The sequence below is a fragment of the Ferrovum myxofaciens genome, from assembly GCF_013181415.1.
Lineage (GTDB): Bacteria > Pseudomonadota > Gammaproteobacteria > Burkholderiales > Ferrovaceae > Ferrovum > Ferrovum myxofaciens.
The window spans coordinates 2,148,990-2,171,941 of the sequence record NZ_CP053676.1 but is presented as its reverse complement, the minus strand read 5'-3'; the positions used below and the strand labels follow the sequence as shown (position 1 = coordinate 2,171,941).

General features: G+C 50.8%; 22 protein-coding genes and 2 pseudogenes. 10 read left to right on the top strand and 14 right to left on the bottom strand.

The window, feature by feature from the left end:
* Positions 1 to 95 precede the first annotated feature (95 nt).
* Complete coding sequence (locus HO274_RS10695) at positions 96 to 1,133, bottom strand: IS1595 family transposase (protein WP_273119521.1); 1,038 nt, start codon at positions 1,131 to 1,133, stop codon at positions 96 to 98.
* Positions 1,134 to 1,407: 274 nt separating this feature from the next.
* Between HO274_RS10695 and HO274_RS10690 the strand changes: the two genes are divergently transcribed.
* From HO274_RS10690 to HO274_RS10680, 3 genes are all read left to right on the top strand, one after another.
* Positions 1,408 to 2,844, top strand: a complete 1,437-nt coding sequence (locus tag HO274_RS10690) for a lipopolysaccharide biosynthesis protein (protein WP_031597923.1) — start codon at positions 1,408 to 1,410, stop codon at positions 2,842 to 2,844.
* A gap of 90 nt (positions 2,845 to 2,934) precedes the next feature.
* Positions 2,935 to 4,005 (top strand): glycosyltransferase family 2 protein, encoded by a 1,071-nt coding sequence (locus HO274_RS10685; RefSeq protein WP_273119517.1) that lies wholly within the window; start codon positions 2,935 to 2,937, stop codon positions 4,003 to 4,005.
* Positions 4,006 to 4,256: 251 nt separating this feature from the next.
* Positions 4,257 to 4,907 (top strand): class I SAM-dependent methyltransferase, encoded by a 651-nt coding sequence (locus HO274_RS10680; protein ID WP_062188272.1) that lies wholly within the window; start codon positions 4,257 to 4,259, stop codon positions 4,905 to 4,907.
* A gap of 2 nt (positions 4,908 to 4,909) precedes the next feature.
* Here the strand turns inward: HO274_RS10680 and HO274_RS10675 are convergent, their stop codons facing one another.
* The 7 genes from HO274_RS10675 to cysQ form a co-directional block, all read right to left on the bottom strand.
* Positions 4,910 to 5,929, bottom strand: coding sequence for a glycosyltransferase family 4 protein (locus HO274_RS10675; protein WP_273119513.1), 1,020 nt, complete (start codon positions 5,927 to 5,929; stop codon positions 4,910 to 4,912).
* The gene (locus HO274_RS10670; protein WP_273119509.1) at positions 5,919 to 6,911 is read right to left on the bottom strand and encodes a glycosyltransferase family 2 protein; all 993 of its coding nucleotides are present in this window, start codon (positions 6,909 to 6,911) and stop codon (positions 5,919 to 5,921) included. Before HO274_RS10670 ends, HO274_RS10675 begins: the two co-directional genes overlap by 11 nt.
* Positions 6,912 to 6,938: 27 nt before the next feature.
* Positions 6,939 to 7,871 (bottom strand): glycosyltransferase family 2 protein, encoded by a 933-nt coding sequence (locus tag HO274_RS10665; RefSeq protein WP_273119505.1) that lies wholly within the window; start codon positions 7,869 to 7,871, stop codon positions 6,939 to 6,941.
* A complete protein-coding gene (locus HO274_RS10660) occupies positions 7,868 to 8,845 on the bottom strand; it encodes a sulfotransferase family protein (RefSeq protein ID WP_273119503.1) in 978 nt (325 codons plus the stop codon). The genes HO274_RS10665 and HO274_RS10660 overlap by 4 nt, the downstream gene beginning before the upstream one ends.
* Positions 8,846 to 8,877: 32 nt before the next feature.
* Positions 8,878 to 10,332 (bottom strand): RNA-guided endonuclease InsQ/TnpB family protein, encoded by a 1,455-nt coding sequence (locus tag HO274_RS10655; RefSeq protein ID WP_273119500.1) that lies wholly within the window; start codon positions 10,330 to 10,332, stop codon positions 8,878 to 8,880.
* 99 nt (positions 10,333 to 10,431) lie between these two features.
* Positions 10,432 to 11,271, bottom strand: coding sequence for a sulfite exporter TauE/SafE family protein (locus HO274_RS10650; protein ID WP_273119498.1), 840 nt, complete (start codon positions 11,269 to 11,271; stop codon positions 10,432 to 10,434).
* Positions 11,268 to 12,062 (bottom strand): 3'(2'),5'-bisphosphate nucleotidase CysQ, encoded by a 795-nt coding sequence (gene cysQ / locus HO274_RS10645; RefSeq protein WP_273119496.1) that lies wholly within the window; start codon positions 12,060 to 12,062, stop codon positions 11,268 to 11,270. The genes HO274_RS10650 and cysQ overlap by 4 nt, the downstream gene beginning before the upstream one ends.
* A gap of 202 nt (positions 12,063 to 12,264) precedes the next feature.
* Between cysQ and cysD the strand changes: the two genes are divergently transcribed.
* From cysD to HO274_RS10615, 6 genes are all read left to right on the top strand, one after another.
* Positions 12,265 to 13,638, top strand: coding sequence for a sulfate adenylyltransferase subunit CysD (gene cysD, locus HO274_RS10640; RefSeq protein ID WP_273119494.1), 1,374 nt, complete (start codon positions 12,265 to 12,267; stop codon positions 13,636 to 13,638).
* A complete protein-coding gene (cysN, locus tag HO274_RS10635) occupies positions 13,638 to 15,536 on the top strand; it encodes a sulfate adenylyltransferase subunit CysN (protein ID WP_273119491.1) in 1,899 nt (632 codons plus the stop codon). The genes cysD and cysN overlap by 1 nt, the downstream gene beginning before the upstream one ends.
* Before the next feature lie 13 nt (positions 15,537 to 15,549).
* Positions 15,550 to 16,191: a tetratricopeptide repeat protein gene (locus tag HO274_RS10630; protein WP_273119488.1), complete on the top strand. Its 642-nt coding sequence runs from the start codon at positions 15,550 to 15,552 to the stop codon at positions 16,189 to 16,191.
* 92 nt (positions 16,192 to 16,283) lie between these two features.
* Positions 16,284 to 17,345: a glycosyltransferase family 4 protein gene (locus HO274_RS10625; protein WP_273119486.1), complete on the top strand. Its 1,062-nt coding sequence runs from the start codon at positions 16,284 to 16,286 to the stop codon at positions 17,343 to 17,345.
* The gene (locus HO274_RS10620; RefSeq protein WP_273119483.1) at positions 17,342 to 17,533 is read left to right on the top strand and encodes a hypothetical protein; all 192 of its coding nucleotides are present in this window, start codon (positions 17,342 to 17,344) and stop codon (positions 17,531 to 17,533) included. The genes HO274_RS10625 and HO274_RS10620 overlap by 4 nt, the downstream gene beginning before the upstream one ends.
* 41 nt (positions 17,534 to 17,574) lie before the next feature.
* The gene (locus HO274_RS10615) at positions 17,575 to 17,925 is read left to right on the top strand and encodes a type II toxin-antitoxin system HicB family antitoxin (protein ID WP_273119480.1); all 351 of its coding nucleotides are present in this window, start codon (positions 17,575 to 17,577) and stop codon (positions 17,923 to 17,925) included.
* 28 nt (positions 17,926 to 17,953) lie between these two features.
* On the opposite strand, the pseudogene HO274_RS10610 reads toward HO274_RS10615, so the two are convergent.
* Positions 17,954 to 18,205 (bottom strand): annotated as a pseudogene (locus HO274_RS10610) (IS630 family transposase); the annotation flags it as partial.
* A gap of 20 nt (positions 18,206 to 18,225) precedes the next feature.
* On the opposite strand from HO274_RS10610, the gene HO274_RS10605 reads away from it, so the two are divergent.
* Positions 18,226 to 19,176, top strand: a complete 951-nt coding sequence (locus tag HO274_RS10605; RefSeq protein WP_273119477.1) for an acyltransferase family protein — start codon at positions 18,226 to 18,228, stop codon at positions 19,174 to 19,176.
* Between the two features lie 123 nt (positions 19,177 to 19,299).
* Here the strand turns inward: HO274_RS10605 and HO274_RS10600 are convergent, their stop codons facing one another.
* From HO274_RS10600 to tnpA, 5 genes and pseudogenes are all read right to left on the bottom strand, one after another.
* The gene (locus HO274_RS10600; protein ID WP_273119472.1) at positions 19,300 to 19,626 is read right to left on the bottom strand and encodes a type II toxin-antitoxin system prevent-host-death family antitoxin; all 327 of its coding nucleotides are present in this window, start codon (positions 19,624 to 19,626) and stop codon (positions 19,300 to 19,302) included.
* Between the two features lie 99 nt (positions 19,627 to 19,725).
* Entirely contained in the window at positions 19,726 to 21,060 is a 1,335-nt protein-coding gene (locus tag HO274_RS10595; RefSeq protein WP_273119469.1) for a putative O-glycosylation ligase, exosortase A system-associated, read from the bottom strand.
* 73 nt (positions 21,061 to 21,133) lie between these two features.
* Positions 21,134 to 22,315 (bottom strand): ATP-binding protein, encoded by a 1,182-nt coding sequence (locus tag HO274_RS10590; protein WP_273119466.1) that lies wholly within the window; start codon positions 22,313 to 22,315, stop codon positions 21,134 to 21,136.
* A gap of 75 nt (positions 22,316 to 22,390) precedes the next feature.
* A pseudogene (locus HO274_RS13590) lies at positions 22,391 to 22,489 on the bottom strand (transposase domain-containing protein); the annotation flags it as partial.
* Positions 22,490 to 22,555: 66 nt separating this feature from the next.
* Positions 22,556 to 22,864, bottom strand: coding sequence for an IS66 family insertion sequence element accessory protein TnpA (gene tnpA / locus HO274_RS10580; protein WP_273119459.1), 309 nt, complete (start codon positions 22,862 to 22,864; stop codon positions 22,556 to 22,558).
* Positions 22,865 to 22,952 lie beyond the last annotated feature (88 nt).

Below are 22,952 nucleotides of genomic sequence, written 5' to 3'. Positions count from 1 at the left end.
ATTCACAGAAAATTAAGTGTCGAAATCTCCCATTACGGAATCATACCTCTTTTAACAGGCTGTTGAAAAATAGTTTTTATAAGAAATTTCCTTGCCTATCCGGTTGTTTCCCCGCCACGTTCATTAGCACCAGGATGAGTCCAAACACCGGAATAAAGTTCGGCGTATGTAGGAGCAGCAACCTCTCTGGCGATGCCCATCAGGGAGCGGAAAGCGTTGAACGGGTAGAAGCGCCGGTTGAACCGAAACGTGAATTCATTGAGGTACGCTTGTAAATGCTGATCACTTACCCCGTGGTGAATGCCGTTAATCCAGGACTTCAAGTTAGCGAAGGCGGTGTGGATCATCGGAAGGAACTCATCGGCAACCTGCGGGTCGCCGCGCTCGGCGACGTGCATGTGCTTGTACCCTCTGTTGGGGAGATCGTAATAGCTTTTCCAGTCATCGGTAACAATAAGCGTGCCCGGCATAACCGACCTTTCGACGAAGCCGCAAAGCGACTTGGTGGTGCGGTCCGGCACGACAGCGAGCCGTATTCGCCCCGCGTACCTGCCGTTCTTCCGCTTGTCGAGTTTGCCGCCCGGTTTGCGCTGATGCACCTCAACAGCACAAGCGACAAGGCTCATGTCGTGGACGCCACTGCCTTTGCCGCGCGTCCTGCCGCCAACATAGGTCTCGTCGACCTCTACGTGTTCATGGGCCTTGCCGCCGATCCTGTCCTGGTCGGGGCGCACCATGCCTGCCCGGAGCTTGTGGAGAATCTGGAATGCCGTCTCATACCTGGGCAGTCCAAGTTGCCGCTGGAACTGCACGGCAGACATGCCGGGCGTCTGGCTGGTAACCAGATAGGCAGCCCAGAACCAGATGTTAAGCGGCGTATGCGACCCCTCCATCACGGTTCCGGCTTTCAAGCTGGTATCCCTGCGACACTCGCGGCACCGAAACACGTTTGGACGGTTCGCAAACCGAAGTGGCTCACCGCCTGCCTCGCAATGCGGGCAAACAAAACCGTCCGGCCAACGCAACTTCTCCAGGTAAGCAGCACACGCCCCAACATCTGGAAAAAGCCGCTGGAATTCCGGCAGCGAGTGCGGGAACGGCAGATCGTCACGTTGATGGATGTCCATTGTCATGGGTAAAAATCATAGCATCATCCAGCGTGGGAAACAACCGGATAGGCAAGGAAATTTCCATACTTATAGTGTCTTGAACGGTGTTTTGTACAACATATAGTGGTGATCGTTTTGAAAATAGGTGTTTTTCAACAGCCTGCTAGGAAACCTCACTTCCATATGCTTTTTCCTTACTCTCGGATGTCTCTACTGGTTACAAATCGTGTATGCCCAATAAAGATCACACCGCATCCATCCCTGCCCCATACCCCCCGAACTTTCTGAGCAGTCTCCGATGAGCAAGGTCAGAAAGTCCATCCTGTTTTCCCTTGGTCAAAGTTATGCCAGTTTTGTCCTGCAGTTCGTCGTCTCTATCATTCTGGCCCGACTTCTCAAGCCCTCCGAAATCGGTTTGTATTCCATCGCCGTCGTATTGATAGGATTTGCCAGTTCCATGCGCGATTTTGGCATTTCCAGTTACATCATTCAGGAAAGGGACCTGACCTCGGACAAGATACGCGCTGCTTTTACGCTCACCCTGTTCACGGCCTGGACCCTCGCCCTTGTCATCCTGCTGGGAAGCAAATACGCGGCAGAGTTTTACCACCAACCTGGCGTTCGCTCCGTCATGCAGATCTTGGCTCTCAACTTCGTGCTAATTCCTTTTGGCACCGTACCCATGGCCTACATGTACAAGAAGATGGAGTTCAAGTACATAGCCCTCATCAAATTTTTCACCAACCTTACTGGAGCTGTTGCCACCGTCAGCCTCGCTTATCTAGGTTACAGTTACCTCTCCATGGCCTGGGGATCCGTTGCCAGCATTCTCTGTACCTTCGCCCTTGTCCAACTGTGGCGTTCTAAAGACATCCCTTTCACCCCAGGCATCAAAGACATAGGGAAGGTATTCTCGTTTGGATCACTGTCCAGTCTAATTACCATTTTGATTGATATTGGACAATCAGAGGCTGATTTGATACTGGGACGACTATCCGGAATGGCGACAGTCGGTTTTTTTGGACGCGCCATGGGCTTGGTTTCAACCTTTGATACGCTCGTCATGAGAGCACTTTGGGATGTGGCTGCTCCCCACTTTTCAGAGCAATCAAGAAACAACCATCCAATGAAACAAAGTTTTGAGGAGTCACTTGCCCTACTCACCGTGGTTGCGTGGCCATTTTTTATCAACTTGGCCATCATGGCAGAACCCATCATCATTGGGCTATATGGCAAGCAATGGACAGCATCCATCATCCCGTTACAATTGCTCTGTATATTTACTTTGGCAAAATCTCCGTTCATGCTCATGGGATCCCTGATGCCTGCGGTTGGAAGAATTGAACAAAACCTCTATCAACTGTTGATGCGAATCCCCATAAGAGGAGCCCTTATTTTCTATGCTGCCCCCAAAGGACTACTGGCAGTGGGAATCGCATTCATAATATCCGGAATCATAGAATCTATCACCGACTTCATTCAGTGTCGGAAGGTCATTGGGATAGACATCAAAGGAATGATTCAGTCACTCCACAAAAGTTTCTGGGTCACGGTCATATCCTGTATTCCTTCAGTGGCAATCATCACAATCGGAAAAAGAATGTTTGAAGGAAAACCCTTGACAGAAATAACCTTGGACATATTATCCTGCTCGGCAATATGGATGTTAATCATATACATTACAAAACACCCAATTGAAAAACAAATATATGGCATGATTGGCAAAACAACATAAACGAAACATACATCAATTAAAAATGTCAAACGAAACAATAGTAATTGCGTTTAATTTAACGAAATTCCACTCAATTCCAGAAAACAATAAATGGTTGAGATTATGAACCTTTATAAATTGGAAAAAAAAAGAGTTCTTGTATCGATATTAAACTGGAACGGCGGAGATGAATCAGTTGCCTGTCTTTATTCGCTTTTTGAGTCGAATTACAAATCTTTTTCTGTTGTCGTAATAGACAATGCATCCACAGATAATTCACCAGAAAATATTAAATGTCTATTCCCCCAAGTCACATTGATTAGGAACTCAGAAAACCGTGGTTTTGCTTCCGCACAGAACCAAGGGATACGGTATGCCATAGAAAAACATTTCGAATACATATGGATACTAAATAACGACACTATAATCGATGCTAATGCGCTTGGTTTGCTAGTTTATTCTTTAGATTCGGACGCATCAATTGGTGCTGTATCACCTATCCTTCTAGATAATGATAACTCCAATTCTAATCGCATTCAGTTCTGTGGTTGTTCAATTAATAGGAAGTTACGTTATTTTGAGCAACACAAGTTTTTAGATGAGGGACTTAAAGCTCAGTCAGAAAATCCAAAAGACTTTTGTCTATGGGGGACAGCCTTACTTACTCGAACAACTATTCTAAAGAAAATTGGCGGATTTGATGACAAACTATTTGCATATTTCGAAGACATGGATTTATCCATAAGGATTATAAAATTAGGATTTTATAATCGCATAGTTGAACAGTCAATTGTATTCCATGCTGGCGTCAACGACCCTAACAGTCGCCCACCTCATTATGTATATTTAAACACTAGAAACAGATATCTATTTTGGATAAACTATCTTCCTTGGCATCAGCAGGTTAACTACACACGGCAATATTTGGCAGGTTCTTTATTGCTTGCTGCATCCTGGCATGATGTTGGAGATAGCCAAAGGGAAACCGCCACGTTACTCGGGATTTGGGATGCACTATGTCGTCGTGGAGGAGGATGGGTCAAGGAACGGAGTTTGCCAAAATGGGTTCCCTCGATATTGCTCACACATCCTTACATCTTTGTAAATATTCTTAGGGGGGATATTCTCGGAGTTACCAAAAAAGTTTTTAAACGACTGTCAGCACCATCCAGAAAGGATTGATCTTGAACAGCAAGCCCATCTACTATTCATGACTTTCCGAGACCATGTCATTTCATGTAGAAAACCTCATGGAAATACATTACTTGATGATATTGAATTGCTCAAAGATAAAAAAACGTATTCATAAAACCATGGAACGAATAGGCAGAAGGTAATCATCTGGAACTGGATTTAAAATTTTGGCCAAAATATCCAGAGGTAATAAAATATTAATTGGAAAACTTTTCTGATAAACATAGGACAACTTTTCAATGGAATTCGACAGACCGAAATATGAAGATATTGATAGACTACCCCTTGTTTTATTGATCCCAAAAAATACCAAAAAGATTCTTGATATTGGGTGCAATCAGGGAGGATTTGGGTTATCCCTAAAGAATCTTATGGATATCGAGGTGTGGGGGGTCGAACCAGATGAACAAGCAGCCACAGTAGCCAAAGAAAGACTGGACAATGTCATTGTGGATTTTTTCCACTCAGGAAATCCCATACCCGACAATTACTTCGACGTAATCACCTTCAATGATTCTCTTGAACACATGCCAGACCCCGCATCTGCTCTTGAATTGTGCAAAAAGAAACTAAAAACGGGTGGACGCATTCATTGTTGCGTCCCCAATATGCGTCATATAGATAATCTAGAACACCTGTTCCTAGAGAAGGATTGGCGATATGAAGAATTCGGTATCCGGGACAAAACACACCTGCGATTTTTTACTCTAAAAAGCATCGTTCGTTTATTTGAAAATCTAGAATTAAATGTCGTACAGACCATGTTTATCAATGAGAAATGGTGGGATTCAAAAAAACTATTGCGCAGATTACTTTATCGATTCTTTCCTGAATTAATGAGCGATACAAAACATATTCAAATCGTCGTTATCGCTGAACCAAAAAAATAGTTTCAATCCATATTCACCGCGTGGATCATCGCCGTTGCATGTCCCTCGGCACTCTTCTTCCAGTCAAACCGGACTGAGCGTTGGAGGCCAGCAGTGATTAAACTTTGGCTGATGCCATGAGTTTGGTCAATGAGTTGTTCCATGGCGTTTTGTAATGCTTGAACATTTCTTGGATCAATGATTATTGCGGCTTCCCCCGCCACTTCCGGACACGCGCTGACGTTGGAGGTAATGACCGGGCAACCACAGGCCATGGCCTCCAGTATGGGCATACCGAATCCTTCATAGAGGGAAGGAAAGACGAATCCGGATGCTTTTTGATAGAGTTCCACCAGATCTCCCGTACTCAATATGCCCTGAATCAACTCCACTCCCTTGATGTTTTGGTACTTGCTTCCTTCTGCACGGGGCAGTTTGAGTTTGAGTCGGATATCGTGTGTTTTTTTCAGTCGTTGGAATGCTTCCACAATACGCGCCACATTCTTGCGGGGTTCATTGTTCGAGATGTGAAGGAAATAGTTTTCCTTTGGTTTTATGGGTTCCTTCGGTATGAATTCCGGGCTAACGCCGTGGGGACAGACGACAATCTTATGTTCCGGCACCCCGGTCAGCCTCACGGCTTCCTCTTTGGTGAATTGTGAGACCGCCATCATGGCTGCCACACCCTCCTTGAGTTCCTCCCACCGTTTCAATTTATCCCTGGCATATCTTTTGGATAAAAAGGCCCCCTTGATCGTCTGGAAATACTCCCATCCTGACAAACTGATGGGGGCAAAACCATGGACGGTTATCACCAGTGGGATCTTCGAGTCGAGCAGAAATTCCAGTGGAGGATTCCCACCCCCAGAACGGATATCCCACAATACATCCACTGTCTGAGGGATCGCTGTCTTACTGTCAAAGTGAACGGCTTCGATCCCCAGTTCCGGAAAATAACGTTCCACATTATCCGCATACACCTTGAAACTCTGGGGAAGTTCGGCAGGTCGATAAATCCCGACGCGCAATACCCTATCGGTCATAACTACCCCCCAGTTTTTTGAGAATTTGGCTCAGCAGGGTGGAAAACCAAAAAGGGTCCAGTCGGGTATAGCGTGCCCAGTATTCCATGGGCAATCCTTCCCTGCGCCGCAAACGATGCAACAAACCAACCACGAAATCCTGTCGGATCCTCTGGATATTCTCTCGACACAATTCAGGTAGGGCGACCTCATCAGGAAACAATTGAGGAAGAGACCGCCACTTCTGCAGATTCTCGATCATCAACTTGAATGAGCGCAGTTCCCCCCAACCACCTCCCTGTGAAATGTTAACGCCTTCGCCCATTTCAACTTCCACCTGAAAACAGAAACCCGCATGGCTGACCCTTCGTAGCGCTTTCAACCAGAAGACATCATCCTCCCCCAAGGTCAAATGCTCCGGGAACCGAACTTCAGGCAAAGCAGTCCGGCGGTAGACTACGCTGGATGTTTTGATCATTTGTTGCCCCATCACCGGCAGCAGAACATCACCAACAAACCCATATAACTGTCTTTCAGCATCAAGACAGCGATGGGATTGAAGGTTCAGTTTCATCTGGGAAAACCGATCCTGAGGCCAGTCCGATCGCTGATAGTTGGAAAAATAGAAATCATACCCTTGGGAAAGAACGCGTAGGGCATGGTCCAGATGGTTTGGGGTCCATTCATCATCCGAATCAAGAAAGGCGACATATCGGGTCGATTCGGGCAAATGATCCAAAGCAGTATTCCGTGCTCCTGCAGCCCCCTTGTTTTTCTGTTCGATCAACTGGATGAATGATTCATGATCGGGGAAATGGTCATCCAGGATGGATTGAGCAGACAAGGGCGACTCATCATTCACGATCAAAACATGGGGGGAGTTAACCCCTTGCTGAGCCTTGATGGAACTTACGGCACGAACCAAAGGTTCGGGGGTCCTCTGGTAGAAGGGAATAACAACGGTCAAATCAGAATGTGACGTGGCACGTTCACCGTTTAACATGGGTCATCGTTCCGGAAAAAGTAGTTCTCACCACTTTGGTTTCCAGCCCACCCATCCCGCTGCCAAGTAGCAGGGATATTTGAGGTGGAGTGGGTTGGTGAGCCAGGCTTTGATCAAAGACTGAGTTGCTGTGGTTCGGTGTCCTGCCTTGAGATGATAAAGTCCGAAGTCGGCATGGTAGTCCGCCAACTTCTTTCTGAAAACGGTTGCGGGCACGCATCGGTTGTCCTGACTGCATAGGCCCCACTGTTTCCGGGCCTGGGTGAGGAGTCGGGTTCGATAATCCACATCCCTGACCTTTCTGTTTCCCTGATGGGGATGTTGGCGGTACAACGTGGATGCGTAGGTCAATTTGGTAAATGGATACTTCCGGCAAATTCTCAGCCACAGTTCCCAGTCCTCGCTGTAGGGTAATGTTTCATCAAATCTGCCACAGTTCTTGAAGACTTCGGCCCGGAACATGGCCGTGCTGGTGAGCACCCAGCAATCCAGCAATAACTGGTGATAAATCCACCCGGAATAATCCGGGTCGATCTGATCTGTGGGGATTGCTTTGTGTAAAGTGTGGGGTTCAGGAAAATGTCCGTCCTTGGGAAACCACAGGGTGAAGTCCGTATAGATGACACCACTCTCCGGATATTTTTCCATGGCTTCGACCTGACAGGCCAGTTTATCTGCAAACCAGTAGTCGTCATGGTCGATAAGGCAGATGAACCGTCCCTTTGCTTCACTGATGCCACGGTTTCTGGCCACACAGACCCCGGAATTCTGTTGGACGATGAGGCGAACACGGGGAGAATTGCGGGCGACGATGTCCTGGGTACGATCCGTGGAGCCATCGTCCACCACGATCAATTCAAAATCCTGAAAGGTTTGATTCAGAATCCCCTCCAGGGTCTGAGCAATGTAATCCGCGCAGTTGTAGGTCGGGATGATGACGGAAACCATGGGCTTATTCATACATCCTGCCCAAAAAGACGTCTTTCCACCCAGCGCACCGGTTTTCCGATCACCCAGGACCAGGAACGAAGAATGCGGTTGAAGGTGATCTGCAAACCACCGCGAATGACCCCGGACGAACGGATATGACTCACCAAAGCCTCCGGAAACCCCTGTTGAATCGTTTCCATGCGCGTCCACAATTCATTCAAGACAGGAATATTCAGAGGCAGTTCTTTCGTTGCGCTCACCAATTCACCATGAAGGTCCTGCGCCAATTTGAGAACAGGTTGTGTATCCTGAAGTTCCTGTTCTGCCGTGTGATGGCGCAAGTCACGGGACAGAAATGCGTCCAGACCGGATTTCGCCTCATTGACAGAAACCGGAAAGGTGAGGTTCAGTTCCCGCTCGATCCGCAGCAAAGATTCCACGGGTTCTTCAAGAAACCGGTCAAAATCGATAAAAGTTCGGGCATACCCACGACTGTATCGTTCCGCCTCCAGATAGTGCAACGTCCAGAGCAGAAAGGATTTTTCCCTGGGGAATCCATCCCGTTTTTCCAATGAACGGTGGACCGCGGCGGGAGAGCGTACCACAAAGAGGAAGTGGGGGGTGATCTGCAAAGAGGCGAAGATCTCCAGCCACCAGGGCAACAGACGACAAACCCGAGGATCTTTCACGGCCCACAAAGGGCTGCGAGAAAAGTCCTGCTGGATCAGTTTATTGACTTTCCTGACATAAAGCGCCAGATCATCGCGCTTCCACCAGTCATTGGGACGCAGCAGGGGGTCATCCCACGAAGATCCCAGGGTAGCCAGCACTTCGTCGTTGGTATCGGCAATGCCGGCATGCTCGAAATACCCCTTGTCATTGATGCCCGCATGCCCCTGATACAACCGGTCTCCCAGGTCCACGCCCAGGCAGCGCAGGGCCCCCGTCGAGGCTGAGGTACCACTGCGGTGCATGCCGATGATCACCAGCACTTGCTTTTTCATGCGTCAGACAACTCCTATGAAGTCTCCCACCGCTAAAGACCTAAAGGTCTTGTGACGGGGGTTTCCAAGTTCAACGACCAGCGCGCGGAAGTGTTTCCACTTCTACGACTTACCGAGGTCTCACTTGGCGTAGATTGCGATTTCTCGCAGCCGGTTCGAGAGCCTTCCGCCCCTACCTCGCCCCTTGCGGGGGCACATTGCGTACTTCTTGTGATCTTGCACCGCTTTTTCTTCTTTTCGACATACTCACCCGATTTCAACAACTTGACGCCACGCATAGCAATGACTTTTGCGGCATTATGATCGGCATGGTCTGTGTTCCCGCAGCTTAGGCAGACAAATTCGGATTGCGATACCCGGTTGTCCTGGTGAACGTGACCGCATGCGGCACATTCCTGCGAAGAATAAAACGGTGGTACTTCGAGAACCAATTTGCCCTGTCGACGGGCCTTGTACTGCAAATACGTTTTTGTCTGTCCCCAGGTAGAGGCTAAAATGGATTTGTTGAGCCCAGACTTCGCAGCCGCTCCGTTACGCATCCATCGGCCCTGAGCATCCTTTTTGGCTTTTGCCCTTTGAGTCATGTTCTTGATTTTAAGGGCTTCGAATACGTAGAGTTTGTAAAGAGGATCGCAAGCCAGGGTATGACTGGTCTTATGCGCCACATCCCTGCGCACGTCAACGCCGTACCGCTGGTAACGCGCCGCCTTATGCTTCGCCTTGAACCAACCTGATGAGTATTCGGTTCGTCGGTCCTGGCGGCGCTGCCAGCGCTTCTTGTGGCGTTCCTGGGCGAGTAGACGCTTGTCCTGAACTTTTGAAAACCCGAATTTCTGTCCGTCACTTCCAGCCAACGGCAAGTTGACGCCTCGATCCAGTCCTGCAGTCATCTTGCGCAACTCGGCTTCATCAAACTGAATCAGCCAATCAGCTATTTCTTTATCGGAAGGCTCTTGAATCCCGTCATCGTAGTTAAACGAAACGTACCAGCGCCTGGCGTGAATGCTGATGTGTAGCGAAGCAGGAATCTTGTAGTCTCGATGGGCTTTGAATGCCAACACCCCAACCGGGAATTTCTTGATTCCTACATGAAGTTCGTAACCTTCTGCGACCGGCACGAACTTGAAGACTTCCGAAGTGAGCCATACCGATTGCTTGCCGTGCCTTTTATGGATAGTTGGGCGTCCTCCAAGATTGGAGAAATAACGACCATACGCCTGCTTCCACAGCACTGCACCATTCCGCAGTACGACGCTAGGCACTTCGTCCAGATACGGCGTAAGTTCGGTTTTGAATTGTCCGTACTTCTGGTCAATGGGCGCATACTGACCGACGTGTTGCAGCGATTTGCGCGCAAAGCACCGGAGATACCGATCTTCGCGTACTTTGGCGTTATAGATGTTTCGCTGACAGCCGATCCACTGCAACAAGGTTTGTTCCTGTGCAGGAGTGGGGTAACAACGAAAACGATTGCCGATCTGCATCATGAAATTATACCAGAACTTTGATTATTATGCAATAGTTAAAACGTAAATAAATTGACTTATATGCTGTTTTTGCAGACTCTTACAAAAACAAACCGTCCGCTAACCCCTCCTGGCGCAATGCTGGCATGGAACTCGCCAAGGAAGGGGAATGCGCGGACAAGTGTTCAACACTTTCATGCCTGCCACCAGCAACAAAGTGGCCAGCAGTATCTGCATCCACCGCCCAGGAATACTTCGGCTCAAGAGGCTGCCCACCAGAACAGCAGGGAGTGACCCCGCCAACAGATCCAGCAATAGCGACCCATCCACCTTGCCGGCCCACAGGTACCCCAAGCCCGCCACCAACGCCAGGGGAATGGCGTGGGCGATGTCCGTGGCCACCAAACGGTGCGGGGTCATCCGGAGCGGGTACAAATACAGCAACAACACACTGCCCAAGGCACCGGCACCGATGGAAGTCAGGGCCACGCAAAACCCCAGACCTGCACCTCCCACCACCGTCAGTACCGGTTGAACCGCCTTGAATCGTTCAGGGCGACCCAAACGACGCATGCGCCCAACCTTCAACAAATGGGGAGCCATCAATAATCCAAGACCCGTCACGATCACCAAAACCCCGACGGATGCAATCAAGTCCTCCGGTTTCCCCAGAGTTACCCCATGCCCCACCAGCAAAACGACCAGACAGGCGACCGGGACACTTCCCCACCAAAGCCGTCGCACCACCTGCCAATCCACCTGTCCTTCTCCATGATGCGCCTTGACCGCCACCAGTTTGGTCAGGACCGCAAACCACAGATCCGTGGCAATGGCGGACTGGGGTTCCACGCCAAACCAGAAAATCAATGCCGGAGCCATGAGTGCTCCCCCACCCACGCCCGTCAGGCCGATGGCCAACCCCGTCAATGCTCCCAGGCCGGCATGGGCCAAACCGATCACGACAAACCCGGCAGAATGACCTCGGAAGAAACGGAAGACGCGACAAAATACGGATTGAGGATTTCTTTCTTGCCATAGCGCAGAGCCCTGCCCTCCAGATCGAAAACATGGCCTCCGGCCCCCTCCACCACCGCCTGAGCCGCCGCCGTATCCCATTCGCAGGTAGGCCCCAAACGGGGATATAGGTCGGCGCTGCCTTCGGCAACCCGGCAAAACTTCAGGGAACTCCCCGCCTGAATCAACTCGTTGGGCTTGAAGCGCTGCGCAAATGCCAGGGTTTCTGGCGTCATATGGCTTTTACTCGCCACAATCCGCACAGGTCTACCCGAAACCGGCCACGGCGCAATCTCGATGGAGCCCCCCATGATTCCATCGATTCGAAATGCACCCTCGCCTTCCCCCCCCCAGTAGATCAAATCCAGGGCCGGAGCCCCCACCACACCAAATATAGATTTTCCATGCCAAATCAAAGCGATATTAACTGTAAATTCACCACTTCCTGCCAAAAATTCCTTGGTTCCATCCAGGGGATCCACAAGCCAGAAACATTCCGGAGCGGGGTACTTCGGGACCCTTTTTCCATCCTCTTCTGAAATCACCGGAAGATGGGGGGTCAGTTCAGACAGAGCGCTTACAATGATTTTGTGGGAAGCCAGATCTGCTTCCGTCAGCGGACTCCGATCCTCCTTGTGTGTCACCTTCAGTGGATGACGGGAATCGGCGGAGGCTATTTCCGAATAATATTGCAAAATAGCCCATCCCGACCGCTTGACGATGTCCAACACCGCCATCTTCGCTCCCTGCGTTACCGGTTCGTCTTGCTGTCTGCACTCACGGGTCATATTCATCGTCTAAAGAGTATTAAAACCGACAAAACGGAGTTAGAATCCTTTACATTGATTCCTTCGCGCAATGTATCCCAATTGGGTCCACAAGTCCATGCCTCCCACGCTTCTTTTTGAACCCGCTCCCTCCCGTCTGTGGAGTACCGAAATGATGATCCACCGTCTCGATCACCTGGGATTCGCTCCACGCCTGACAGACTCGCCCTTGGAGGCATGGGGACTGCTCCCCGCCCCATTGACAGCAGAGGCCTTGAGGGATGAATCGGGAAGAAAACTCAATGCCCTGATCCTGGATCATGAAGTGAAGGTCGCCAGAACAGAGGGGCACCCTCTCTTGTTTGCTCAATCGGAGCAAGGCGTCGACGGCACAAATTACATTTTTCTCAATGATCTCGAGGGCAATCGCTGGTGGTTCCCCTTGCCCGGACCCTGTCGCCCGGAGGATCTCGTTCTCCTGCTGGAAGCGTTGAAAACTCATTTGAACGGCCCTTTCACGGTATTTCCCCATGGCTCCCTGGTTCCCCTTTGTCGTCAGAGTACAACGGCCTCCGGATGGAACCTGTTGCCCTACCCTCCGGTACTCGACCTGGATTCGCAGAGCCGCCCCCTCCGTTCATCTCATCAAATCAATCCACACCTGCAACGCCTGGAAGCAGAAAGCATCCATATCATTCGGGAGGCCGTGGCAGAAGCCGATAACCCCGTCATGCTGTATTCCATCGGCAAGGACAGCGGCGTCATGTTGCATCTGGCCCGCAAGGCATTTTACCCTGCCACGCCCCCTTTTCCACTACTCCATGTCGATACGCGCTGGAAATTCCAGGAGATGTACCTCTTTCGGGATTACATGGCCCGGGAATCCGGCATGAAACTTCTGGTTTACACCCATCCGGAAGCCATCGAAAAAAATATCAACCCCTTTGATCATGGGTCTTCCCTGCATACCCATATTACCAAAACCGAGGGCTTGAAAAACGCTCTGGATTTGTACAAGTTTGACGTCATTTTTGGTGGTGCGAGACGGGATGAGGAAAAATCCCGGGCCAAGGAACGCATTTTCTCCTTTCGCTCGGCCACCCATCACTGGGACCCCAAGAACCAGCGCCCCGAACTGTGGCATCTGTTCAATACCCGCAAGCATCGGGGAGAAAGCATCCGCGTATTTCCCCTGTCCAACTGGACCGAACTGGACATCTGGCAATATATCCATCAGGAAAACATCCCCGTGGTGCCCCTGTACTTCTCAAAAATTCGTCCGGTGGTGGCACGGGAGGACATGCTCATGATGGTGGATGACGAACGCTGTCGATTACGCCCGGAGGAGACCATTGAAAAACGCAGGGTGCGCTTTCGCACCCTGGGATGCTATCCTCTGACCGGCGCCGTGGAATCCAACGCCGAAACCCTGGAAGAGATCATTCTGGAACTGGTCAATGCCCGAAGTTCTGAACGTCAGGGAAGAATGATCGATTCCGATGACTCTGCCAGCATGGAAAAGAAAAAGCAGGAAGGATATTTTTGATGGAACTCACTGCCCCCCTCTCAGCGGAAGAATTTTTACAAGGTCAGCAACAACTGGATCTGCTGCGCTTCATCACCTGCGGCAGCGTGGACGATGGCAAGAGTACGCTGATCGGACGCCTGCTCTGGGATTCCAAACAATTGTTCGACGATCAACTGGCCACGCTCTCTGCCGATTCAAAAAAGCACGGGACCCAGGGCGAGGACATCGATTTTGCCCTGCTGGTGGATGGGTTGGCCGCCGAACGGGAACAGGGCATCACCATCGATGTGGCCTATCGATTTTTTTCCACGACGCGCCGCAAGTTCATCGTGGCGGACACACCAGGACACGAACAGTACACCCGCAACATGGTTACCGGGGCCTCTACCGCCCAGGTGGCCATCCTGCTGGTGGATGCCTCTCAGGGTCTGTTGACCCAGACCCGGCGTCATGCCTATCTGGTCTCCCTCATGGGGATCCGGCATGTCGTCCTGGCCATCAACAAGATGGATCGGATGCACTTCCAGAGCGCTGTCTTTCACTCCATTCGGAAGGCTTTCGACACTTTTGCACAGGACCTTCATTTCACGGAAATTTGTGCCATTCCCTTATCTGCATTGAAGGGCGACAATGTCACCCATCCGTCCGAGGCCACCCCCTGGTATCCGGGACCGACCCTGATCGAATACCTCGAAACCGTCACAGTCCCGCCCGAACGGGAAGGAGGACTGATCTTTCCGGTGCAGTGGGTCAACCGCCCCCATTCGGATTTTCGGGGTTTCTGTGGCACCGTCGAACGGGGTCGGGTACGGGTGGGAGATACCCTGCGCGTCACCTCCTCCGGACAAACGGCCCAGGTCAGCGCCCTCATCTCCCCCAGCGGCCCGGTCAGCGAAGCCTTCTGCGGCGATGCCCTCACCCTGACCTTGTCCAGGGAAATCGACATTTCGCGGGGCGATGTCCTCTCCCCGCAAAATCAGCCGTTGGAAACCACCGATCATTTTGAAGCCACTCTGGTCTGGATGGGCGAGGAACCAGGACACGCAGGACGGACCTATGCCCTGAAACTGGCCACCCAGTGGACCACGGTGACCCTGACCGGAATCAAGTACCGGGTGGACATCAACACCCTGTCCCACGAAGCCACCCGCAACCTGGCCCTTAATGACATCTGCGTCTGTACCCTGGCCTGTGCCAAGCCTCTGGCCTTTGACACCTATGAAAACTCCAGGGCCCTCGGGGGATTCATTCTGGTGGACCGTTTCACCCATGCCACCGTCGCCGCCGGAATGATCCGTCATACCCTGCGGCGCGCCCAGAACGTGCATCGTCAATCCCTCACCATCCACCAGGCCGACCGTGAACGTCTGAATGGTCACCGGGGATGCGTCATCTGGTTTACCGGCCTGTCCGGATCAGGCAAATCCACACTGGCCAATACCCTGGAAATGGAACTCCATGCCCAGGGAAAACGCACCTACATTCTGGACGGAGACAATATCCGACAAGGCCTGAACAAGGACTTGGGGTTTACCGAAGCCGATCGGGTGGAAAATATCCGGCGCGTCGCAGAAGTCGCCAAACTGATGTGTGATGCAGGACTGGTAGTAATGACCGCCTTCATCTCGCCCTTCCGCAACGAGCGGGAAATGGCCCGCGACCTGATTGGCGCAGAACAATTCATTGAGGTCTATGTCAGCACCCCCCTGGAAATTTGCGAACAACGAGACCCCAAAGGGTTATACCAGAAAGCGCGCAGCGGACAACTGCCCAACATGACCGGAATCAACAGCCCCTACGAAGCCCCGGAACACCCTCAGGTCGTCATCGATGGGTCCCATCCTTCACCGGTTACCGTTCTCCAGAAAATCCTCACCTTGCTGGAGCACTCCACCGAATCCAGTGATCATCCTTGAGCGAGAAATTTTTATGCGCCTGATATTACGCTCCATCGCCCTTGCCCTTTTGCTGTCCGGTTCCCTGCACAGTGCCTATGCCGACCTGGGCTGCCCCCCCGCCATCAAGAGCACGCCGGGCAATTTCCCCCTGGATTACAACGATCCGGACAACAAGGGGCATATCCTGTATCTGGTGGAAATGCGCCACTTCACTCCCGCCGTGGAATCCTTGTCACAGGGGAGTACCGGACCGATTGGAGGGGACCTGTCTTATGTGCTGAGCGCCTTCCCCAACCATCCTCGGGCCCTCAACGCCATGGCCCGACTGGCGGAAAAGGATCATACCCTACAACCGCACGGAGCCGAATACTCCATAGAATGTTACTTCCACCGCGCCATGGATTTTGCGCCTACAGACCCCACCCCTCCCATGCTGTATGCCATTTATCTGGCCAACCATGACAAGGATCAGGAGGCGCTACAGAACTACCAGTTGTCCGAAAAAATCGAGCCGGACAATCCCAACCTGCAATACAACATGGGACTGCTGTACTTCAAGATGAAGGAATATGACAAGTCTCTGGACTACGCCCATAAAGCCTACGATGGAGGGTTTCCCTTGCCCGGCCTGCGCCAGAAATTGCAAAAGACAGGTGTCTGGAAAAACGAGTAAGGACTGAGGTCATCCAGATTTCTCCTTCTTTAACTGCTTCCTCATGAACCCTGGAAGAAACAAGCGATGGTCGTGCTCGGAGGTTTGATCGAATGATTCATTTTTTCCCGACCTTCTCGAAGGGAGCAAAAAACTCTCCTTTTGCAAAAGAATTGGCTGCACTGGGAGTTCCCCACCGTCTTTTCCCTGGGGAAGTCATTCTGAGATACCACGCAAGAATATGGTTGTTGTTGCTGGGTTGGCCCAAGGTCACCAAATTCGCTGTTTCATCGGCAATTCGTTCATTGATTTTGAGCAAGCCCTACCCTGATACCGTGGTGGTGGGGTCACACATCGAAGTGATCATATTTGGCATTTTTCGCGCACTGCTCTTCCGAAAACGCCCGAATATCGTCTTGCTCGGTTTTATCTTCACTCACCGACCGCAACCGCTCGCCAACTGGCTGCGGGGACTTTATTTCCGGTTCGTATTTTCCATCGCCGACCAAGCCATCTGCCATTCTTCCCTGGAAGTCGAACGCTACAAAGAAATTTTTAAATCTTCACGTACCCGATTCGAGTATATCCCTTACGGTCTTCATATTTCCGTTGACGCAGACCCTTCCGAAGAGCAACGCACGCTTGAAAAAAAGAACTTTCCCGACGCCGGAGACTACATCCTCTCTGCCGGTCGTTCCGGACGGGATTACGCCACTTTGTTCAAAGCCGTTGCCCCCCTCCCGATTGCGTTGCATGTGGTTTGTGATAGCGAATTCGCCCTCACCGGACTGGAAGTTCCTGCCAATGTCCTGTTGTTGCGCAACTGCTACGACAAGGCATACGTACAAGAACTTAAAAACGCACTGTTCGTGGTCATACCCCTTCAGGTCAACGACATTTCAGCCGGGCAAATGGTGCTGATCCAGGCCATGGCCTCCTCCAAACCCACCATCATCACCCGAACCCCCACCGTCGAAGAATATGTCACCGAAGGTGTCGATTCCCTTCTGGTGAAGCGGGGGGATGTCGTCGAGTTACGGGAGGCCATACAACGACTGCTCAATGATCGGGATTTCAAGAAAAAACTCGGTGCCCATGCAAATGCAACGTACAAGTCCAAATTTTGCATGAAGGCCTATGTGACAAATCTGATCGGTGCCTTGCAGAAACCATGAACAAGGAGATTGAGGTCACCTTCCGTATTTCTCTGGCAGATGCTGTTACCAATACTGACCTGTACGGCAAGGCGCTCGAAGCACCGCGCCGTCAAGTTCAGGAAGGCAAGCAAACGACCATGACTTCTGAACGCGAAGCCTATCGGGAAAGCAAAGTGCTCACTAAAATAACCGCCAAGTGCGACTAATTATAGTTGCAACATCCCAAGGTATCCAGTAGGATTTGCACATGGAAAAACACGAAAAATTGCTAGAACACAAGGGCTACACTGGGTCAGTCGAGTACAGCGATGAAGACGGTATTTTTTTCGGCAAAGTGCAGTTTATACGCGCTTTGATCAGTTATGAGGGCAGTAATGCCGAAGAGTTGCGCAAAGATTTCCACGATGGGGTGGATGATTACTTGGCAATGTGCAAAGAAAAAAATATCACGCCAGAGCAACCATTCAAAGGGTCATTCAATGTGCGGGTTGGTCGAGACTTACACCGACAGATTGCGATCGAAGCGGCACGGCGCGGCGTGAGTTTGAATAGTTTGATCGTTGCTGCCTTGGAGAAAGAAACACACCACGCGTCCTAGTACAACATAACACCAAACAACTTATATATCATTCCAAGCCCAGATCGAAGTTGCTCCACTGGAAGACAACCGGGTGTTCGTTCCATTCGGCAATCCCTTTTTCCATGCGGCCCTTCAGTTCCTTTTTTGAGGAGACCCGGATGTGGCGCAAGAATGTACGGGCCATCTTCGAGAACGCCGTTTCCACCAGATTGAGCCAGGATCCATGCTTGGGGGTGTGGACATACTCAAACCGGTTAGGATGTGCAGCCAGATAGGCGAAGGTCTCCTTGGATATGTTCTCATCACTACCGGATCAAAATGAAACCTGACGATATCAGTTACAATTTTTCTGTCACAAAAGTGATTTGCATTCTGATGGTGGCTACGGCTCACTACTTCGGTGGCCTATTGTGGATACCCACGACCGTTGCCCTGTTCGTTTTTGCTTTTTCCTCCGGGTATTTCTCGGCATCGAAGTATCACGGAGATTTTTCGATAAGTAGATTTTGGAAGGCGAAGTTGATACGCCTCGGCTACAGTTTGGTTGTCACAAACTGTTTTTTGCTGCTGCTTTTCCTGATCCAGGCAAAAAGTAAAATATTTTCCTGGGATACCTTATTGAGTATGGTCGGCCTTAATGCCATCCTTTCCTGGTTCGGTATTCACAATCACAGCCCGTTTGGAAACGGCCTGTGGTTCCTTGCCGTCTTGTGGATGTTCTATATCGTATACCCGGTCATTGAACGCACCAACAGGAACCCGAAGGTGGCATTCATATTTATCCTGTGCATGCTGGGAATTACAACCTATCTAAATTTCACCGTCCTTGTGGGTTATGAACTCTGGATAACCATATTCGGATTTTTATTCGGCACTTACATCGCAACGATCAAGTCGAGACTACCTTTTATCTATGCATCCGGCATTCTGATTGCAAGCATCACAACGATGTTGGCACTCAACAAGTATTGGGGAATCCATTCCCTCAATTATTACTTCATACTCGTTTCCGCTGTCGCGATCTGTCATATTTTGCTCACACGAAGGTTACCGGACATCATTGGACCCATCTCTTCGATATTGGCAGGATCTGTACTGGAAATTTATTTGATACACACCTATCTCTTCATAAAAACCCCGAATTACCCTTTCCTTGGCTATGTCGTGTCTATGTTACTGATTATCCTTGTCGCAATGTTCCTGGGTGCTGCTCGTGACAGATTGAAAACCACAATAGATAAAAATCGCTACTGTGCGGTTAAAAATTGAATAATTTCATCTGGTTGAAATTTTAAATCGAATCATCTGGAAATATTCTGCGAACTCGGGTGGCCCATGTTTAACGATAGAAATTTATGTTGTGCATTTGACCACTATCTGCAACAACCGGTTTCACAATGCCAACAATTCCAGTTCGTGATCCAGTTCCTCGACAGCGTAATTGACTGCTGATATGCCCATTCCCCCCAAGCACTCAATAAAACTCTCGATCGGGATGTTGGCCATCCGTGCGGCCTTGCCCAAACTTAACGCATTGTCGGCAAACAGACGACAAGCCAATGCAACTGTTATGCCTTGGCTCAAAGCGTGCTCATCAAGCGGCACTGCAACAAAAATGGGGTGCCCATGCTTTGCAACTACAGAAAGGTGGCCTGATTCTGCGGTACGCACCAAGTCACCTGTGCGCTCACGCAAGTCACGTATGCTAAATGTTTCCATGTTGGACTCCAATAGCCATCAAATGATAGCACCATATTTTAGAGACTGAAGTATAGTGCAGCGTATTTTTTGACGGATTCGAAACACATCCTCAACCATTCACCCAAGTGACTCCCCCTCACGTGGGATCACAGACAATTCCGCCGGGCGAATCACCCGGGGACCGGGTCTCTGAGAAGAGACCACCCGTGAATTTTCTTCCTGCTGATTCTTGATATACAGTTTGGTTACTTCCATCAGGACCACGATGTAATAGGGCAGGTCGAAATAAGCCAAACTCAGAAATGCAGCCCCCGTGGCATAGGCGATCTGACTGACCTGCAGCATCCTGGCCAGGGTATTGGCCCAGTGCAAATCGGGTTTCCCCCGAGTTTCCCGAATGATCCAACTGCCACTGCGCCAGGTAAAAAAACCGATCGCCAGGAACAGGAACAGCCCCACGAATCCATGCTCCCCAAGGATCTGAAAGTAGATACTGTGGGCTGCATGCACGTTTTTTGGTTCCGGCGCGTAACGGGCAAAGACCTCCTTGTCATAGATTTCGAACCCCCCCCCCACCAGAGGTCGATCCACCGCCAGATTCCAGGCCATGCCCCAGGCATTGAGACGCCCGAGGGCAGAACTATCCTGTTGATAGGTTTGAATGGTATTCATGCGGTCTTCCCATTTTTGCGGCATGAACAGCACCACAAAGGGTATCAGAATGATCATGAGCAGTGCCAAGGGCAGTTTGCGCGGGCTTTTGGTCCAAAGAAAGAAACTCATGGACACAATGGCAATGAGTGCTCCGCGAGAATAGGAGCCAATGGCAGAGACCGCACAAAGCCCCATGGCCACCACCAGACCCCGGCGTACCCAGGGGTTTTCTTCCGTGAGTTGCAGGTAACGCAGCATGGGAATCAGCATGATCGTTGCCACCGCCAAGGCGTTGTTTTCCTCGATAAATGACCCCGCTGGGCCCCACACCGTGTACCCTCCCCCCGTAGCCAAGGTGAATGCCCCGCCTTTGACCCCGTAATACCCCAGGGAAACCACCAGGGTCCAGACCAGCCAACGGATATGTTGTTTCGTGTTCAATACTGACATAGCCACCAGGGTCATGAATAAAATCTTCATGACCCTGCTCCATAGAGGATAGATCTGGTCGAAGTTGATGGCGAACAGAGAGGTGATATTCATCCAGAAAATAAACAGGATCAGAGAAACCGTGGCGGGGGTGACGGGGAACTGCCGTTTATCCTTGGTCACCACCAAACCCAGCATAGTCACTGCAGCCATGAGCATGGCAAAGGGAAAGTCATAGGCAAAGCCCCAAGCCAGGCGATGGGGGTTCATGACACTGATCCAGACCCACCCTAGGATGCCAATGGCAGGATGCTTCACTGCTTTGAACAGTATCCACAGAACAATCAAGGTAATCAGTATGTCGCGCATGAGGAAACTATCTCATGAAATGGATGAAAGGGGTAAAAAACGCGCAAATCAACCCCCATTATGTTGATTCCGCTTACCGTGCTGGTAGCCATTGCTCCGAAGCCAGACACGCCGCTGGAACAGCCGTCACTCCTTGCGCCAATGGCCAGGGCTCACCCTCACCATGGCACATTACATACAAATGATCCAGCACCAAAGTTTCTTTTGATGAGCGCATTGATGCGGTCACTTGCGGCGACTTTGTCAATTTGATTTCGAACCCCAGGCGACGACCCTCCTGAAGAATCAACAAATCCAACTCTGCACCACCATGCACGCCCCAAAAAAATGCCTCACCCCGTTTTGCCCCTGTTCGACGGATGACTTCGCGCAAAACAAAACCTTCCCACGATGCGCCACACTTCGGATGCGCCAGCAAAGCCTCTCGTTCACCGATTCCCAGCAAACTATGCAGCAAACCCGTATCCGCCACATAAACCTTGGGCGCTTTGACCTCGCGCTTGCTTATGTTCGCATGCCAGGGTAATAAACGGTATGCCATGAAGGTCCCCTCCAGAATATCCAGATAGCGTGACACTGTCTTGTCACTCACACCCAGCGCTCGGGCCAACTCGCTTCCATTCCAGGTTTGCCCGTGGTAATGCGCCAGCATGGTCCAAAAACGGCGCAGCGTCAGCGCAGGGAGATGAATACCCAATTGCGGCAAATCTCGCTCAAGATACGTGCGAATGAAGGCATCACGCCACTCACGGCTAAATTGCATATCGTTTGCAAGCAACGCACGCGGAAAACCGCCGCGCAGCCAACGAATATCCAGCCAGTCAGGCTCGGATGCAAATGGTGCGATTTCATCCAGTGCCAACCCATCCAACTCGTGAAAAACGACCCTGCCAGCCAGACTCTCAGCGGTACGTTTCAATAGTTCAGGAGCCGCGCTGCCAAGCAGCAAGAAGTGAGCGGGCCTATCAGATCGATCCGCCAATACGCGCAGCAATGGGAAAATATCCGGACGCAACTGAATCTCGTCCAACACCACCAACCCCTTCAACTCCCGCAGGATAAAAGCCGGATCGGCAAGTCGTGCCTGGTCATCCTGATCTTCCAGATCGAAGTGATGCTTTGGGCCAGCCCAATCAACTTCCAACTGTCGGGCAAGCGTGGTTTTTCCGACTTGCCGGGCGCCCAAAATAGCAACCACGGGGAAATTGACAAGTTGTCGCTTGAGCAACTCAAGATGACGGGTTCGTAGAATCATTCAAGCATTATATATGAAAATTCGGAGTCAACATCCGATTTTACAGACTATAGATATCTGCGTCGTGAGTGTCTGAACATCCACCAGGTAGTCATAGGGATTGATGTCGTGCAGCCGACAGGTGGTGATCAGGGACTGGGCCACTCCGGTCAGTTCGGCACCCACTTCGGTCCATAGGATTGCGGGCATCTACAGGTTGACCGTAGATGAAGACCCGGACCCTGGCTTCGGCAAAGAACATCAGTTTCTGGTGAGGGTCAGTACCACCCCACCACCCAGATCGAGTTTGAGTTCAAGGATTCCTGTCCGGGGTTGAGGTTCAGGGGCAGGCAGCGTACCCAGATCCAAAAACCCTACGGGTTGCATCTGGCTGATGGCAGGGGAAATCCCATTGCGAAATACCCCTTGCCAACGTATCAATCGGGATGGATTTAATCCCTTATCCCGACAGAAACTCTTGCAGTCCTGACCACTGGTCAGAAACTCGGACACGAGCCCCTGCCAGTCCTGCCTGCTGTGGCGAATTCTCCTGCTACGCTTGGTTTCCATACCTGCTCTCCTGTGTCACAATCTGAAGAGGAGTATGCAGAAAAATTATCCAGGAAAATACAACGCCGCTGGCTTACCGCTTACCCCA